At 52.9% G+C, this 15,440-nt stretch carries 14 protein-coding genes; 2 read left to right on the top strand and 12 right to left on the bottom strand.

Translation table 11 applies throughout. From position 1 onward, the window contains the following. Positions 1–232 precede the first annotated feature (232 nt). From BLV07_RS43780 to hxsA2, 6 genes are all read right to left on the bottom strand, one after another. Positions 233–1,546, bottom strand: coding sequence for an McrC family protein (locus tag BLV07_RS43780; protein ID WP_091898849.1), 1,314 nt, complete (start codon positions 1,544–1,546; stop codon positions 233–235). Then, positions 1,543–3,639 (bottom strand): DUF8426 domain-containing protein, encoded by a 2,097-nt coding sequence (locus tag BLV07_RS43775; RefSeq protein WP_091898848.1) that lies wholly within the window; start codon positions 3,637–3,639, stop codon positions 1,543–1,545. The genes BLV07_RS43780 and BLV07_RS43775 overlap by 4 nt, the downstream gene beginning before the upstream one ends. Positions 3,640–4,748: 1,109 nt before the next feature. Next, a complete protein-coding gene (gene hxsC / locus BLV07_RS43765; RefSeq protein WP_244551437.1) occupies positions 4,749–5,801 on the bottom strand; it encodes a His-Xaa-Ser system radical SAM maturase HxsC in 1,053 nt (350 codons plus the stop codon). A gap of 134 nt (positions 5,802–5,935) precedes the next feature. Continuing rightward, positions 5,936–7,390: a His-Xaa-Ser system radical SAM maturase HxsB gene (gene hxsB / locus BLV07_RS43760; RefSeq protein WP_091898845.1), complete on the bottom strand. Its 1,455-nt coding sequence runs from the start codon at positions 7,388–7,390 to the stop codon at positions 5,936–5,938. Between the two features lie 16 nt (positions 7,391–7,406). Beyond that, a complete protein-coding gene (locus BLV07_RS50580) occupies positions 7,407–7,739 on the bottom strand; it encodes an HxsD-related protein (RefSeq protein WP_091898844.1) in 333 nt (110 codons plus the stop codon). Further along, entirely contained in the window at positions 7,720–8,013 is a 294-nt protein-coding gene (hxsA2, locus tag BLV07_RS50575) for a His-Xaa-Ser repeat protein HxsA2 (protein WP_210187860.1), read from the bottom strand. Before hxsA2 ends, BLV07_RS50580 begins: the two co-directional genes overlap by 20 nt. A 421-nt stretch (positions 8,014–8,434) precedes the next feature. On the opposite strand from hxsA2, the gene BLV07_RS43750 reads away from it, so the two are divergent. Further along, positions 8,435–8,893: a class I SAM-dependent methyltransferase gene (locus tag BLV07_RS43750; protein ID WP_091898843.1), complete on the top strand. Its 459-nt coding sequence runs from the start codon at positions 8,435–8,437 to the stop codon at positions 8,891–8,893. 873 nt (positions 8,894–9,766) lie between these two features. Here BLV07_RS43750 and BLV07_RS43740 read toward each other — a convergent pair. From BLV07_RS43740 to BLV07_RS43730, 3 genes are all read right to left on the bottom strand, one after another. Next, positions 9,767–10,543, bottom strand: coding sequence for an SH3 domain-containing protein (locus BLV07_RS43740; RefSeq protein WP_176946155.1), 777 nt, complete (start codon positions 10,541–10,543; stop codon positions 9,767–9,769). 73 nt (positions 10,544–10,616) lie between these two features. Beyond that, on the bottom strand, positions 10,617–12,071 hold the full coding sequence (locus BLV07_RS43735; protein WP_143035716.1) for a COG3904 family protein: 1,455 nt from the start codon (positions 12,069–12,071) through the stop codon (positions 10,617–10,619). Positions 12,072–12,336: 265 nt separating this feature from the next. Next, positions 12,337–12,708, bottom strand: coding sequence for a hypothetical protein (locus BLV07_RS43730; RefSeq protein ID WP_091898839.1), 372 nt, complete (start codon positions 12,706–12,708; stop codon positions 12,337–12,339). 90 nt (positions 12,709–12,798) lie between these two features. On the opposite strand from BLV07_RS43730, the gene BLV07_RS48210 reads away from it, so the two are divergent. After that, on the top strand, positions 12,799–13,530 hold the full coding sequence (locus BLV07_RS48210; RefSeq protein ID WP_176946154.1) for a hypothetical protein: 732 nt from the start codon (positions 12,799–12,801) through the stop codon (positions 13,528–13,530). Between the two features lie 80 nt (positions 13,531–13,610). Here the strand turns inward: BLV07_RS48210 and BLV07_RS47170 are convergent, their stop codons facing one another. The 3 genes from BLV07_RS47170 to BLV07_RS43715 form a co-directional block, all read right to left on the bottom strand. Further along, complete coding sequence (locus tag BLV07_RS47170; protein ID WP_143035715.1) at positions 13,611–13,880, bottom strand: hypothetical protein; 270 nt, start codon at positions 13,878–13,880, stop codon at positions 13,611–13,613. Between the two features lie 26 nt (positions 13,881–13,906). Continuing rightward, a complete protein-coding gene (locus BLV07_RS43720) occupies positions 13,907–14,818 on the bottom strand; it encodes a Y4kA family protein (RefSeq protein WP_091898838.1) in 912 nt (303 codons plus the stop codon). Between the two features lie 304 nt (positions 14,819–15,122). Then, positions 15,123–15,440 (bottom strand): YybH family protein (locus tag BLV07_RS43715; RefSeq protein ID WP_143035714.1); only part of this gene is annotated, 318 nt, incomplete at its 5' end.

Genomic DNA, 15,440 nt, shown 5'->3' with positions numbered 1-15,440 from the left:
TTGCCTGCAATCCAATAACGTGGGGACGTAGCGTTCGCACGAAGACTATCAAAAGTTGAGAAGGCGCAAAGGGAATAGTCATCCGAAGCCGCAACTACTCCCGTCGTTACAATCTGGCCCCAGCTATATTGAGATGGACATGTGTCGTCGAGGCGCTCATGGCGATCTGCTTCGGCGCAAAAACGTTCAACTCACTAAGACGAGCCGTTGGCTTAACTGATCGAGAATGCGGCTATCCTTTTCTGAATTCCTGGCAGCGGGGAGTAGGAGTACCAACGGGGAGATCACACAAAGCCGCATCGATCAACACACCGGCGTCCAAGTCGAACGGAAGTACCCATAGATCGAGCTTGTCAGCGAAGGTGAACTTCCGGAGCGCTGCTTTGAACGCTTGTCGCTGTGGATAGACCAGCGCAAGATTGCCCTGGGTAGAATTTTGCAGGTACGTCTTGCCATAGGCGAACAACTGGTAGAAATCGGCCTGTTTTAGGTTGTAGTTGTTTTGCGAGTTAGCGCTATCTACTAGCTTCCACTTTGTATCGAGCACCCATCTGGCAGTCTCGCAGTCAATGACTATGTCGGGTTGAAGACAAAACAGACTGCGATCGTCGTGCTCGCAAAGGAAATGCTGCTTGGGCTGCGTGCGCAGTCTAGCGTCACGTCGAAGTGTGCGCCTCAAACAGCTTGCGACATATCTCTCAAAGAGTTTTTCCATAGGAAACAGAAGGCTAATCCCTTCCCACGTCCCGGCTACGGACGTTGGCATTTCCTCACCTAGTATCAGCTCGCACCAGGGTTTGACGCCCTGATAGTGCGCCATCAATCTATCATCTCGCCACCTTTCGAAGTCAGCCGCGACTTCTCGGCTTGCATCAACTTCGGACAGATACTCTCTTAACTCGTGGGAGAGCCTCCAATTAGAAGGCACTTGAGTTGCCCGGCATACCCGCTCCGCCGCAAGTTTCAGCAACCGGTTTTCGGAACGATTAGCGGAGAAAACGTCGTGTCGGATGTGGAAGAAATGTTGCCGATCCAGTCGCTGCCTCATTTGCCTAGCACGGCTCAATTGACCGCGAAGAAACCGTTGCTCGTCCTCTACCAACTGATATTCGGACCTAATTCCTCGCTTTATTAGGTGATCTAGCGAGACTAGGAATTGCCTCATAACCCATTCATTGAGTGGGGCATTGAACTTCTGCAAACTCGACGGTCCGACGTCTCTAGCGGGAAGATCAAACGTCGTGCGAATCATTTTAATGAGAAGAGATCTCGCTGCCTCGAGGCTTTCACCTTCCTCAAGGTGCTTCGGAAGAATCTCAACGCGAGTCCCACAGGGCGTCTCAATCACGCCTACGTAGTTGTCGAGACGCAGCCATTTCCGATCCTCTAACTCAACAAGCGAGGCGCCCGATTGGCTTAGCTTGGAACTTAATCTACAGAGCCAATCGAATGCAGACTGAGATACTTGCCGTCGATCGAGCGACGGCTCAGCCAGCGTGCTGGATGTGAGCCGGGCATACTCACGAACCGTGACGAGTGTGGTCACAGATTGGCTTTCCCAAGCGCCTCAATGACCTTCTTTCCTAAGTGCCGAGTATTCATCGTCGCACCCGTCGTCCAGGTCATTGGGAGTCCCAATTTACTCGCAATTTCAAGCAAGGGCTTCTTCGCAACTTCTTCTTTCTGGCCGTTGTTCCACACTTCGATCGTGCCGCTGGACAGCTGCTTTATGGTATACGGGCCATGGGTAGCCTCCCTCTCGGTCGCCAATGCGGCTGGCTTCAGTTCATGATCGACAATGCCGAGGTAGGCTTCGATCCGACCAAAGGCGAGATCGTTTATCATCCAGCGGCCAGATCGCTCGGCGACAGATCCTTCGTCCCCAAAGAGCGCTAAGATATTGACGTCTGGTCTGTGCAAGAACCGGTTCTCCGGCGCCTTTCGAGAATCATTTAGGACCATCTGAATGCGCTCCCAGTCGTCGAAAAAATATTCTTGCAGCAGAGGCATGATTTGCTGTCGGAAGATCGAACTCAGCAACTCGACACTTCTGTCCTCACGCAAGGGAAGGAAGTATGCGTGGCCAAGGCGATGATCTCGGTCCAACAGCACCTCAATCCGCTCGTTCATGACGGATAGCATTTGTCCTATATTGAGCCCTTGCAGCTCGATTGCGCTCAGTAGCTCTGGGCGTGGAAGCATCTCTCTAAAATGAAACCGCCTTCGCAAAGCAATGTCTAAGCTGGTCAGCGACCGATCAGCGGTGTTCATCGTCCCGATGATGTGAACGTTTGCGGGTACGCTGAATCGTGACTTGGAGTACGGGAGAATTACCTCCAGGGCTTCTTCCGCATCCTTTCGCTTCGACGGCTCAATCAGTGTGATGAGCTCTCCGAATATCTTTGAAACATTTCCGCGATTGATTTCATCAATGATCAGGACTTTCGGGCGGCTGACGACCGGTGCGTCGGCTGATGAACGATTTTCGAAGCCAAGATAACGATCGACAAGAACTGACAGGATGTTTTCATATCCGTTGACAAGATACGGCTCTAACAGGGAGCCGGGCATCTTCTCGAACACTTCTTTTTGTCGGATGTTAGCGACAGTCAGCTTTCCTTCTCGCACACAATCAGCCAAGTCTCTTATCAGGCTCATTCCGATGGGGAGACGCTTCTTGTTGGGCTTAATCAGCTCGACAACGTCATTGGACGCATAAACAACTTCGTATCCGCTACCGAATGTATCGCCGATACGAAATGCTGGATACGTGCTTGCACTCGTGGAAACAGGGCTACCAGTGTCCCCCAGTAGGCTTGTGAGTTTCGCTTTGTCGATCGAATGCGACTTCAGCTCATACAGCGTCATCTGGCTAAACTGGTTCCGCATGAGCTGATCATACGGCAGAGAGGGCGAATAAACTCGCAGCCACTTTACATCGCGGCATTGCCCATATTTGTCATCGCCATCCCCCTGAGGTTCTCGTGCTATTTGGCGGTAGTCGCCAGTTACCTCGGCTATGGCTCTGAATTTTGTATTCCCGTCCGAGACGACCACGACGTCGCCCTTCTTCATCTTGAGCAAAAAATTGGTCACGGCCGTAATGGCGTAAGAATCCTCCTCGTCTGATTTTCCCGCCCTCTGTGATCGTTCAAAAACGTCTTCTCGGCTTTTGCAGCCGCCGAAATCTGTATCGCCCCCGTACCCGAGAAGAATGTAGTTATTTTCGATGCACTCATCGTAAATGTAGGCATCGCTCGCCTGAGTGTTGCCTAGTGACATTTTCCAGATGCGGCGGCCTTCGATGGACACAGGTGCGGCTGCCTGCTGAGTGACCTTGGCAGCTGCGGTTTCACAAAGAATCTTGAATATTCCGTCTTCGACCGCATACCTAAGTTGCCCGTCAGCATCATGATCTGCCCGAAGGCCCTCTACGAAATCTTCGTAGCTGAAGCTTTGATGGAAGGTAACGAAGCGAACCTCTCCGTCTGATGACAATTCATCAAATCGCCTCTTCAAGGCGGTCCGATTGGAGCGATTTGCTTCCAGGTAGCCCGGGTCCAAGATGTCGAGCGCTAGTTCAATGACGGCGAATGTCTTGCCTGTTCCTGGCGGACCATAGAGAATCTGATTTAGCATTTGTTAGAACCACAATCTGCAGGGTGCTTAAGCCTCTAAAATCGCTTGATTCGTCTGCGATTTTCAATCGTTTCGAGCGCTATACTCGCAATGCAACTAAAGTATCGGGCGCTGGATGGCGGCAGTCGGACTCAAACCTACACCTGAGTGCACTTAGAAGCTGCGATGACAATCATCCATATTCGGGCGCCAGGCCGGCAGCCAACTCAGCCCTCTCGGTTGCGACCCTGGGAAAAATAGGGGTGCCACACCGCATTGCACCAGGCTCTGTCGCCAGTGGAAGCGACCGATCCAGCCCACCACCAAGTCGTCCTATCGGACGATACTAGCTACGCTCGTGGCTACGGTCTCTTCGGCATCGACGTCCAGAAGACCATCGACAGCCGATCTAAAGTACCAAGGTCCGATCTTGCGGTGAGCTTTCAATCCCACTTCAGCCGAACCATCACCATGATGTAAGCGGCGAAGCCGCTGCGAAGCTCTTGCTGGCTTCATGTAAACAGCGGTAGATGATTCACCACCGAAGCAACTACGGCGTCACCATCACCACCAGGGTCACCATTGTCTAACCGCCGACAATCGCCTGCGGCGATACTCACTGCGTTCGTGGCCTCGGTTGGATGTTCGATGGTCTATCGATGTAACCGTCAACCCTCCTTCCGCTCGCACTTCAGCCGACAGACGGCCAAAGTGCTTTGAAGAATACCTTCACACACACCAATTTGAATTACCATTCCTGGTACGGGGCGGTTGAGCGGTCTCCCGTTTACGTTCAGTTCTTCAACGCTAGGTCTGTAGAGCCAATTGGTCGACATCTACATCCTTGCTGTGGGAAAATTGGCTTGGCTCCATTGTTGATGGCAGCTGTTACGTTCACGGCCACGCCATCATCTGCACGAGAATTCGGCGGCCATGACTGCTCCGATGACTGCTCGGGCCATGCGGCCGGATACCGGTGGGCGGAAGCGCACCAGGTAAGCTCGGAGCTGCAATGTCCGCTTCGAGGGAACGCCATCACATTTTATGAACGGCTGCATCGTCTATGTGGAGGACCCCTTTCGAGGTGCCGATCAAGATGACGAGGGCGAGGACACTGACAACTGACTAACTTAGCTAATGGCTCTAATGCCACGGCTTAGACGTGGTCGGCCGGATGTAAAGAATCCTCCACACTCATCGATCTCGGCACATCTCGAGCATTCATCGACGTAGCCGTTTTTCCAATCAGAGATCGACTTCACCGCATATTGCCATAATGAGCGGGAGAGGATGCATCTCGGCAAGTTGTATATTGAAACGTTCACCCTGGCCGAATCGAGGCTCTCGACTGCCTCGACGAGGGCATCCTGATAATCGAGAGGGTCGATCCACAACGCAGCTTCGTTTGCGATTGCAAAACCGGTGTTTTCGAGCCCCATAAGGGCGACGTGATTGACGAAGGGTAAGTTCCGGGCGATCCAAGCACACGTTTGAGCAATGTGCGGCGCTGTTAAAGCGTGCAACACCACTCGTATTTCGATTCGCTGGCCTCGATCCGCCAACTTAAGAATGCCTAGGATCGTTTCGTCGAAGGCACCTTTGGCCTGGACAACGTAGTCGTGAATGTGGTCGACGGCAGAATATACGGGAATAGCGGCGGTCAGATTTGAATGCGCAACGGCCCGCCAACCATCCACAATTTCCGAGCTGGCAAACGCCCTGCCATTTGTCAGAACTTGAATCGCTGTACTCGGCAGCTGCGCTTTGCATTGCTGAAGCACTTCCAAGAATCGCTGCCACTCGGTTAGCGGCTCGCCTCCGGTGAAGGTCAAGAATGGAGTGCTAGGATCGATCAAAGGCAAACTGTCTCTGATCTCGTCCAAGATCCAGCCGTCATCAACGTTCTTAGGCGGCTGGGAGCACATCAAGCAGTAGTTGTTACAGCGCTCAGTGACCAGAAAGGAATTGTGCTTCGAATTCTGCCTAAACAAAACGCGAAAGCGCCTCGACGAGTGACGCAGTCCGAGAACGTCCCCATCGCTGAGGTAATCATATTGCGCCGCCGGGACTACGACCGTCCGTGAGCTCTCTGCGTCAATAACCTTCGATGTTTCCTCGAGATGGCCGCAAACAAAGAATATAGACGACCAGCCCCTTTCCTTAGCCTGTTGATACTCAGACACGTTGCGCACGACCGCGAAGTCGCATGCATCTTTATCAGGTTCCCGCTCAAGGGATCTGAGTCTCAACACGGATCGATCGCAGTTCTGCGGCAGCCCTACGCAGTCAAGCGCTGTGCCGATTAGCGGAAGGGGCTTCAATTGATCCACCGCCTCAAGATAGCTCGATCTTCAGGATTCTCGAGCATTCCTAGCAAAATGCTCATTACCCCTTTCTGGCGGGCGCAGAAGCCCGAAAGCGGCTTTATACCTACCGGGTCGCCTTGGGTGGCGTGATGATAAACGGGATCTGCTCCGCAATGGCTCTCGTAAACGCAATTCGAGCATTGTGGCGCACATTGGCTCAGAGACTCGGATACTGCATTGACCAAATTATCGGACAGAACCAAGGAACGGTAGCTCGCTTCGGACACGTGGCCGAGGGCGAAAGTCTTGTCGCCTGCCTCCGCTAACATTCTACCCTCGTCTGAAGCGTAGACGTTTCCGTCGTAGTTATAAACAAGAGCTCCGAGCCCAATCCCAGCCGGGCTACGTAGGTCGACGTAGCCGATCGGCTTGTCTGTAAACATCCGCTGCATCAGCAGGGAAGAGTAAAGCTCTCTGAAGGGCCTACCGCCACGATTGATCTCCAGGATGCGCCGCAACCCCCTCTCGAAGAATGCTAGCCATTTCTCTGTATCGTATCGCTGGTACAGCTTCGTCTTGACGGCGAAGCCGAACGGGGAAAGGGGGCGCAGAAAGATGCCATCCAGCTCCAACCGCAAATATTCGTCAATTATCTCGTCTACTCGTTCGAGGCTTGCCTCGGTGGTGGTCATCAAGGCCCCCACTCGGTCAGGTCCGAGCTCGCTCTGTGCACGCCGAATTCCAGCAACCGCTAGCTCGTAACTGTTGCCACCAGGACGAGGCCTGTTCTTGTTGTGTAAATCTGCCGGCCCATCGAGCGAGGTAGAGAGCAGAATGTCGTACTCCTTGCAAAACGACAGCACGTGATCGTCTAGCAAGGCTAGGTTTGACGCTATTACGAAATCTGCGAGCTTGCCGCTTGCACTAGACCGCTTCTTAGCCTCAACAACGATCGTTTTGATCAAGTCGAAATTTAGCAAGGGCTCACCACCCTGAAACTCGATCTTGATACGCTTCGACTGACTTTGAAACGCAATATCTAGCGACCGCATGGCCGTTTGTTCGCTCATATCGAAGCGAGAGCGGTCAGTGCTTTGACGGGACACCTGACAGTATGGGCACGAATGTTCGCACCTCAACGTAACGACAAAGATGTGCAGCGGCGTCGCTTGTCGTAAGAACGACATTCGAGACCGGAGCCGAAGAGCTAGAAGCTGCTTTTGGGACTTCTGCGTAGCGCCAGTGATTAGGTGCGCCGCATACGCACGCTCATAAAGGCCATCGCCAGACTTAACATCGAGCCGTGTAAGGCGATCGAAGTCCTGGTCTGACAGGCGAACAAAGTCGCCTACCATGTTGGAGATCAAGACTTGGCCGGTTGAGCCAACTCGTTCAAAGTTGAACGGTAAAAGCGAAAGGTCCTTGGGATTCGGCCAAAACTCTTCCGCTGATCGAAAGCCCGCCATTCGAACCCACAACCATTCAGCGTTGTTCGGTAGCGAGCGAGCCGAACGCCAAGGCCAGAATCACATTTCTGGTACCCTGCGTACGCTCGGCCATCCGATGCCGAACATTTTCGTCAGTGACTACTTGAATGAACCTGAGTTTAAGCGACTCTGGGTCCAGTTTTGATTTCGTTCCATTTGGAACGAGGCTGCAGATGAACCGATCATTGACTCGGTCAATGCTACAGCTCGCCACTCCGATCAACCGATAAGCTGCGGCCTCGAGGGCCGCTAGCTCCTGAACATTGGCGTCGAAATCGACAACAATCTCGTTCGGCTCGACCGACTCGTCAGTACCTGCTGGAAGCATGCGAGGCATGAGAAGCGTGCGAGGCGTGTGATGCGTGTGAGGTATGATACGCCACCACGGTCCCATCTTCCCGCTCAGTCGTCACAAACCCGAGCAAGTCGTCGCCCGCACGAACATAAGTGTTCGGCTGAAGGGTGGACTGACTTCCCTGAGTTTCAATGCTCTTATTGGTGTCGCTTGTAGGGTGGGATGCCTTTGCTTCCGCTGAGGCCGGCAAACAACTCAATGACGCCAAAGCTGCACTCAGTGACAGTATCTTCTTTCCACTAACCATAGGTTGCCCCCCTTGTTGCGTTACGCCCTATAGCGTGCAATCTGGCCGAATGCAAGAAGTTTAGGCATCTGCTGTTTGTGTGGGCACCCGCATTTTTCTCATGACGGATTCGAAAGGATGCCCGTACCGGAGAAAAGTCTCCCATGGAGACCGCCTCCTATGCAGCAGCAAACTGAAAGAGCCTTCCCTTTTGAAGGAGCCTCAGTCGAGAAGGCAAAAAGACTCATGGAGTCGTTTACGTCGCTGGGGCAGCATTAGAGAGGCAAACATAGATTCGAGTGAGTTCGATCCCAAGTTGATTAACTTGATCAGAAACGAACATGCGCTCGACGGAATTTCTGCGGAAACCAATAGGAGTCGCATCGATGCGGAGGGGCGGTACCCACTCTAGTGCGGCGGAGCGCAGGCAGCAGAGAAGGGGATGCCGTTGCTCGTACCGTCTAAACTCCTACTGCAGTTCCTGGATCGATTTACATCATCATACGACAAGCCAATCCTAGACGCCCCGTGCGGGTTCGGCAGGAACGCTTTCTCCATCGCCGCCCGTGGTTATGACGTGATTGCGTGTGATAAGGATACAGATCGACTTAGATCGCTAACGGAAACTGAACGGCGCCACACCAAACAGCTAGCCGGGCGCATTTCCGTGGTGGCTGCCGATCTAGCTGCAGGCAAATTACCATTCGCCCAATCTTCGTTCTCCGCGATCCTTTGCATCCATTACCCGGTCCAGCATTTCATTTCAGATTTGGATGCCGTATTGAAAGGTGGTGGCCACATTTACATCGAAACCTTCCGAGGCCATGGCGGGAATCACCTAGAATTGCCGAAGGCTGGAGAAGTTCGACACGCCCTTGAAGGGTATAAACTGCTCTTCTAGGGAGCGGCCTGTGGGCCCCACCTTGGCTAATGCCGTGGTGGTCGAAGCGCTTGCGCAAAAACCGGAACAGCGCTCAGAAGCGTCGCCTACTGACTTCTAGCGGCGCCAATTCGAGTGAAGGATTCATGTTCCCTGTGTCTCACGTACTTCGTCTGGATGTCGGACTCATTGCCATTGCGCTCGCGGTAGGTGTTCAGCAGGCAAACGCAAATGTGGGCTGCAACTTCGAGAATAGCTTGACCACTTGTACTCCCGGCACGGTTTCCGAATACGTAGGCGACCGAATGAAGCAGTCACGAACGCTGTTCGAAAATAGCCTCTGCAAAGTGAGCGAAATCGTCTTTTCAGGGGATGCCGAATCGACAAAGCCATCCGCTTATGAAGCAGAAATTTATGTCAGGTACGCTTGTGAGAATTCACGAGATGGTGCGAGTAAATCGGGAGTCGCCAGATACAAAACAGGAGAGATAATCTCGGCTCGATATAGCTTCTTATGTGTACTTAGACAATTCAAGTATTCTGCAAGGGGTTCTGATGTCTTTAGTGACGGCACACGAAGTCATTGGGACACCTTGACGTCAAAAGTCCCGTGGCAAATCTTGGTGGTCGGGAATGGTGATCGCCATCTGGAATCGCTTTTCCACACTTGGTGCGAATAGCCCGATTTAGCGTCAATCCTCGGTCATCGGTTGGACTCCGGCTGCTGGCGGGGTACACCGGAGCGGCTATCGAGCTTGGTAGCAAGCAAGTGGAATGAGTTGAAGTAACTAGAATCAAAGTCGCAGAAGTGGTGGCGATTTCGAAGGGTCACCGCCAACCAATAGTTGACGACGTGGAGCTCGTTAGAGCCGTCGGCCTCTCCCAGGCGTGCCATCAACGACAATCAACATAGTCACGGAAAACCCAGCCCAACGGCTTCTTATTTTGATCTGCGATGTAAACCCAGTTTCTGCCTCGATTGTCTTTTGTGCGATCAACGATCGTGATGCGTTTTCCGTTAGCGATGGCGCCTAGAACACGCCCGTATGGCGCAGTTCTCACGTTCAAAGGAGTTCCAGTCGGGTCTGTGATAACGCAAGTTACACGCTCTGGCGTTGAATCGATTTCGCAGTAAGCAGGTCCAGCCGACAGGATCTTGACTGCGTCGGGATTGCCCTCAAGCACCTCCCTCACCAATCGGGCGCAGGGGGACTGCGGCTGAAACACGTAAAGGTGGGCCGCATTGCTGGCGCACCCCGAGCAAAGTCCAAGCTCAAGAAGACGGTTATCAACATCGTCACGCTTCAATTCTGAAGGGCCTACTTTTGATCGGGTTACGTCAACGCTGTAGTATATTTCCTCCGGGTCATCGAGGTCATCTTTCTTACCCACTTGGCAGTTGGTAAGTTTCAACGCTTCCACCTTATTCCCGTTCTCCTGAACGTGTGTCGGATAGCAGTATCCTCCATGGGAGCAGAACGATCCTTCGCCTGTCTTTTTGTTTATGCGATATTGAGTAATGGCAGTATCCAACTCGCCTTTTTTGAGCGTGGAGGTGGGATTCTTAAGAGCTGGCACATCGTGAAGAGCTATTGCCTTACACACATCAGCGGCCTGCGCCGAAAGCGTTGTGACGACGATTAATGCAAGTGACAGAATTGCGCCTTTCAAGATAAGCCCCCTAGCTTGTCCATATCCGCTTCTCTGGTATTCGTGACGTACCGAAGGAGCATTAGTGCATGCACTACCTGCAAGCACGAATGAAACCCTGCATTTTTGCTGCGCCAGTCTCTACGGGCATTGCATCAAAGCCCAGAAAGATCGGAGACTCTGCGCTCGGCTGCATGGCAACTCCAACTGTCTTCGCATTCGCAATTGCCGAGAGTTGCCCCTCCGTGAGGGTATACCCGGCGTTTATCCAGCCGTTCTTCACTGACCGAAAGGCCCTGGCATGGTCAATGCGTGCTCTCACGCCATCAACGACAAGATAGTCAGCTGTGAACCGAAGCACTTCTTGTTCACGATTCTGAGGGTCGAAAATAATATACAGACCGACGTTCTTAGACTGGCAGGTCAAGATGAACTTGTTGATTCCAAATACCGTGTTTCGCTCTCCCTTGAGATAAATCCCATCGGAGATGCTCTCGACCGTCCATTTCGGTCGGGTCACGCCATTGTTGACCACGTTCAACTCACTTAGCTGCGAAGGTGTCGGCTCAAAGATCTCGGATGGTCCCGCCGATGAGGCAAGCGTAAATAGCTTGGTATCAATTTCCATATCTCGTAGATACTGAACGACAGCAGCGGATGCTATCTGAGCAATGTCCATCCCGTCCGAGGTGCTATTGTTCTTGAATGCAAATCTATGCACTCCATACCGGGATCCTTTCGATAGATAGCGGAATTCCCCGCCCAAGAAGGCTAGTGCGCAAGCACTGAAGCATCCACCTGGAGCCATATCAGAGTCGGAACTGTTCTTCGCAGCCACGGCCGTTCGCAGCTGGTATTTCCGGATAACTTTTCCAAGTTCCATCCCTCCAAAGAGACTTCCACCTGGAGAATTTAGGTTGAGCTGCGATCGTTCTGGGACATGGTTGGCGGCTAGGAACGCTTCCAAACGCTTGGACGCATCCGCATCGATCGAACCGTCTCCGTATATTACCCAGCCGTTGCCGAGGACAAAGGCGAGATCTCGCCTCGGCGGGATGCCTTCGAAGCTCATGCGATCTGGTCCGTCCGAAGCCACCTTCGGGGACTCCGATGTCTTCGGCTCCGCATGTCTTGGATTCGTCCCGTCAACGTCGGTGCTTGATGGGTCGCAATACGAATACTGATTCGAATCCCACTTGCGTTTCGGAAGCGCTTTCCCGGGAAGGCGAAATGTCGCCTCATCTCGAATGTCGATAACCTGCGAGCGAGCGAACTGCTCACCTTCGCTGGAGCACGAAAGGTTCAAAACACACTTGAAGCCTTGTCGTTTTGCTGTCTTGACCGAGCAGTTACTCTCATAAAATTCGATCGAGCGTGGCTTCACCGTGATAAACACGCCCTCCCAGTATTTCTGGTAGGCCTCAACGCCATCATCCTTGTGGACGAGAGCGCAGGCCTCCTTTGGGGAAGCCCATTTCCCGATCGCCAGCCCGCATGGACCGATAGATGCGCCATTTGTCGACTGCGCCCAAATAGGGCTGGCGCTCAAGACGCAGACGAGCAGCGATACCCTGATAGCCAGCCTGCAGACCCTTCGCCCGACCACCTCGCCCCCTGATAGCTATTTTCTTGCAGAGTTTAGCTGCATCCAACCTAAGTGCATATCCGGAATGGTGAATCCAGATATTCTTAGGTTGTATAGGCGCTGCCGTAGCCTCATGATTACAGCGCTCTACGGGGTGCACCAGCCGTAAGCGGTACTACTAATGAGTCTCGGTGCTTAAGAGGTGGATAGACGCACACATGCAAGCAGCTCATTTCTTCTCAGGGAATTCCCTCGTGAAGGTCGCTGATCCCAAGTTCGAATTGCCCGAGCCGAAAGCGGTGACGGTGATCTGATAAGAATGGCTGCCGCTAGGTGGGCTTGGTGGCGAGTAGTTATTCAGAGCCCCACAAGCTACCGTTGATTGCCCCTTGTACGGCACCGTTCCGCCACCGTGATTGTAGCTCGGCACCTGAAGATCAACCATGTGGAATTGCAGAGTAGTCGTGCCCTTGGGCACACTGTTTAACGAGAACACAGGAGAACTGAGCCCGCACCACCGAAAGCTCATCGAGAACGCCGATGCATTTGCAGTGCTTAAGGCTAGGATGGCTGCTGTACCGATGATTAATTGAACACGCATCGCATTTCCTCCAGGCTTTTGTCTTGTCGCATCTGATTCTACCGAAGGGTACAACTCGTCAAGTTGAATGCGAGGCCAGAGAGGGGCGATTTGAACAAGTCTGCAGCACTTGGCGAGTTAGTCGCTAAAAGGCGAAACGAGACCGAGCTAGCATATCATCATCTCCACAGCTTCGACCAAGGCATGTGGGACTGCGAACACGTCGTGCCTTGGACCAAGTCTGCCTGCAATGTTGATGCTGCGCTAATCTTAATCGGACAAGATTGGGCCTCCGAAAAATTTCTGAGAGAGCCAAGGTACAATACGTCCGAGCGGGTCAGCGCCAGGAAGGCGGCTGGCCAGGACGAGTACTTGCCAACAAATCGGCGACTGAAGTCGTTGCTCCGAACACATTTCCGCATGGAGTTTGCGCAAACCTATGCCACCGATGTTTTGGTTTTTATCAAGCCGGGCAACATGACTGGCAACGTTCCGATGAAGGACATGCTCTATTGCGCCGAGACATACACCCTTCCTCAGATGAGGATAATCCAACCTGTTATAGCCATCTGTCTTGGCGCAAAGACGTTCAACTCTGTTCGACGAGCCCTGATGCTAGCCGACCTAAAGCTCAAAGAGGCACATGCCCCTCCAGCGCATACGATATACAACGGCACGGAGATCTACGGGGTGCCGCACACCGGGGGCTTAGGGCATGCAAATGCCGGAGGGATGGAACGGATTGACCAGATATGGTCAGGACTCGCCACTCGATTCGACGAGCTGAAGAAACAACCGAGCAACACGACTTCTGAAGAGGCCTATGCACGGCTCACGTCTTAGCCAATCAAGCATGTCATTGAGAATGCGGCTAGCTCTAGATCCATCGTGCGTGGACGGTGTTGCACGTCGTCGGAAGCGCCTCAGTTCGAGGCTAATCCTCTTGAGCATCTTGCTGAACGCAAGAGTTCACGGGCCGTCTCAATCGAGCTGATCGATTTGTTTTCAAATATGAAATCCTTCACGAGATTGATAAACTGCGGTTCGACCGATACGAATGCTCCCACCTCGTTGCACTTGGCGATGAATGCTTGCTCCTGACCAGAACTTACGATTGCCTTAACAGCATCAAACACAGCCTCGGCAGAAACGTGCAAAGGGTCCGAGCCTTGATATCGATATGGCCGATCCATCAACGCTACTCCTAGTGTGAAAGAACTCAGGTCCCGGGCAGGACAATGAATCCTCGGTTGGTCAAGTTTCGGTACACTTGGTAGTCAATCATGTTGTTGGCGGCCGCTTTGGCTGAAGCCCGAGCCGCTTTTATTGTCTTTTGCTTCTCCGGGGGGAGGCTAAGAGCAATTATCACCTTGTGTATGTCGGATCGGCTAGCGTCAGCGCTGAGCGACACCCCTGTAAATTCGAAGCCCTTGGCTAGCGGAGTCAAAACAAGCTTTGGGCTTGTACTGGCAGTGAAGGTCGTCGTGAATGCTATCGTGTCTGCGACTTGCGGAACATTTGGCGCATCTTTAGGGCCGGCCAGGTTGCCCGATTGATTCAAGTCCAAGAACGTACCCACTAACTCTACCATGCCTATGGAGCCCGTGATGGGATACACATAGTTCGGAGCGAGCTCACGATCAGTGCAGTAGCCATCCGAAACTTTCGTTACGAGCTCCTCGAACGAGTCTGTTACTCGGAAGTTCCTGGTGTTCTGTCGCTGTCTTTCATTCGAGCCCGCCACTCCCAAGGTAAGAGGGCCCCTCGAGAAGGTTCGGAGAAAATCTGCGCCAGCGCTTACGTTGTTCTTTTCCGTGATATCGAATGTAAAATCGTAGGCAATCGCAGCTTGATCGTATTTATCGAAATCCGTTTGCGCCTCTGGACTTAGCTTCTGTCTGTATCGGTTCAGTTCGGCGAATGTCAGAGTACCATTTCTAAGAGCATCAGCCAGCGACCGATCCTGCTTGTCTAGCTCGCCAAGAATAAAGCTGCGTATTGCGTCACGAGTCTCGCACCGGATCTTTTCGACAATGCGGTAAGTGTCGTTGCCGGTCACATCTTGAGGCAACGGCTTAATGGCACATCCGGCACAAAAGGCCGTGGCGGCAAATATGGCCGCAATCCTCATCGAAGACTGCCCCCTAAATATAGCTCAAGGAAATATCAACCATAACGAGAAATCAAGAGAATTCTTTAAGCCACATGGGCACTCCAGCACTGCTGAATGTTCGGTTTCCCTGATTCCTGCGCTCTACAAGGTACCCCAGGTACCCCCAGCGATAAGCTCGGCTACTAATAGATATAAGCCTTGGTTGCTTATAAAGGCACTTAGGCGTGCACTCATAGAGCGCAGGCCAGCGGTCCACGTCAGCGCCACCAAACAGCCGTTACATCTATTGGCATTTCAAGCGGCTTGCCGCTTGGCGAAGCCATCACCGCCCAGGTGCGGCGACGGTCACGGTCTCTTCCATGATCTTGGCTCGATTGCCGTCTCGGACGATGATGGCAGTGTAGTAGCCATGTAGCGGTTGATCGCCGAGCTTGGCGTGCCATTCGCCAGCATTGAACACGAAGCTTCCGACGGTACGGGATTCAGTGCGCTGAACCGTGTAGTCATGGAGCCCGAGCGCAACGACCTCCTGCAGATTGCGTCGAATGGCTTCTCGGCCAACGAACATCCCGCTCGGCGTTACCCTGATAGCATCCTCAGTAAACGCATTGGCCATCGCATCGACGTCTTTGCGGTTGTA

Origin of the sequence: Bradyrhizobium sp. Rc2d (assembly GCF_900099855.1) — a bacterium.
GTDB lineage: Bacteria > Pseudomonadota > Alphaproteobacteria > Rhizobiales > Xanthobacteraceae > Bradyrhizobium.
This window is presented reverse-complemented; position numbering and strand designations above follow the sequence as displayed.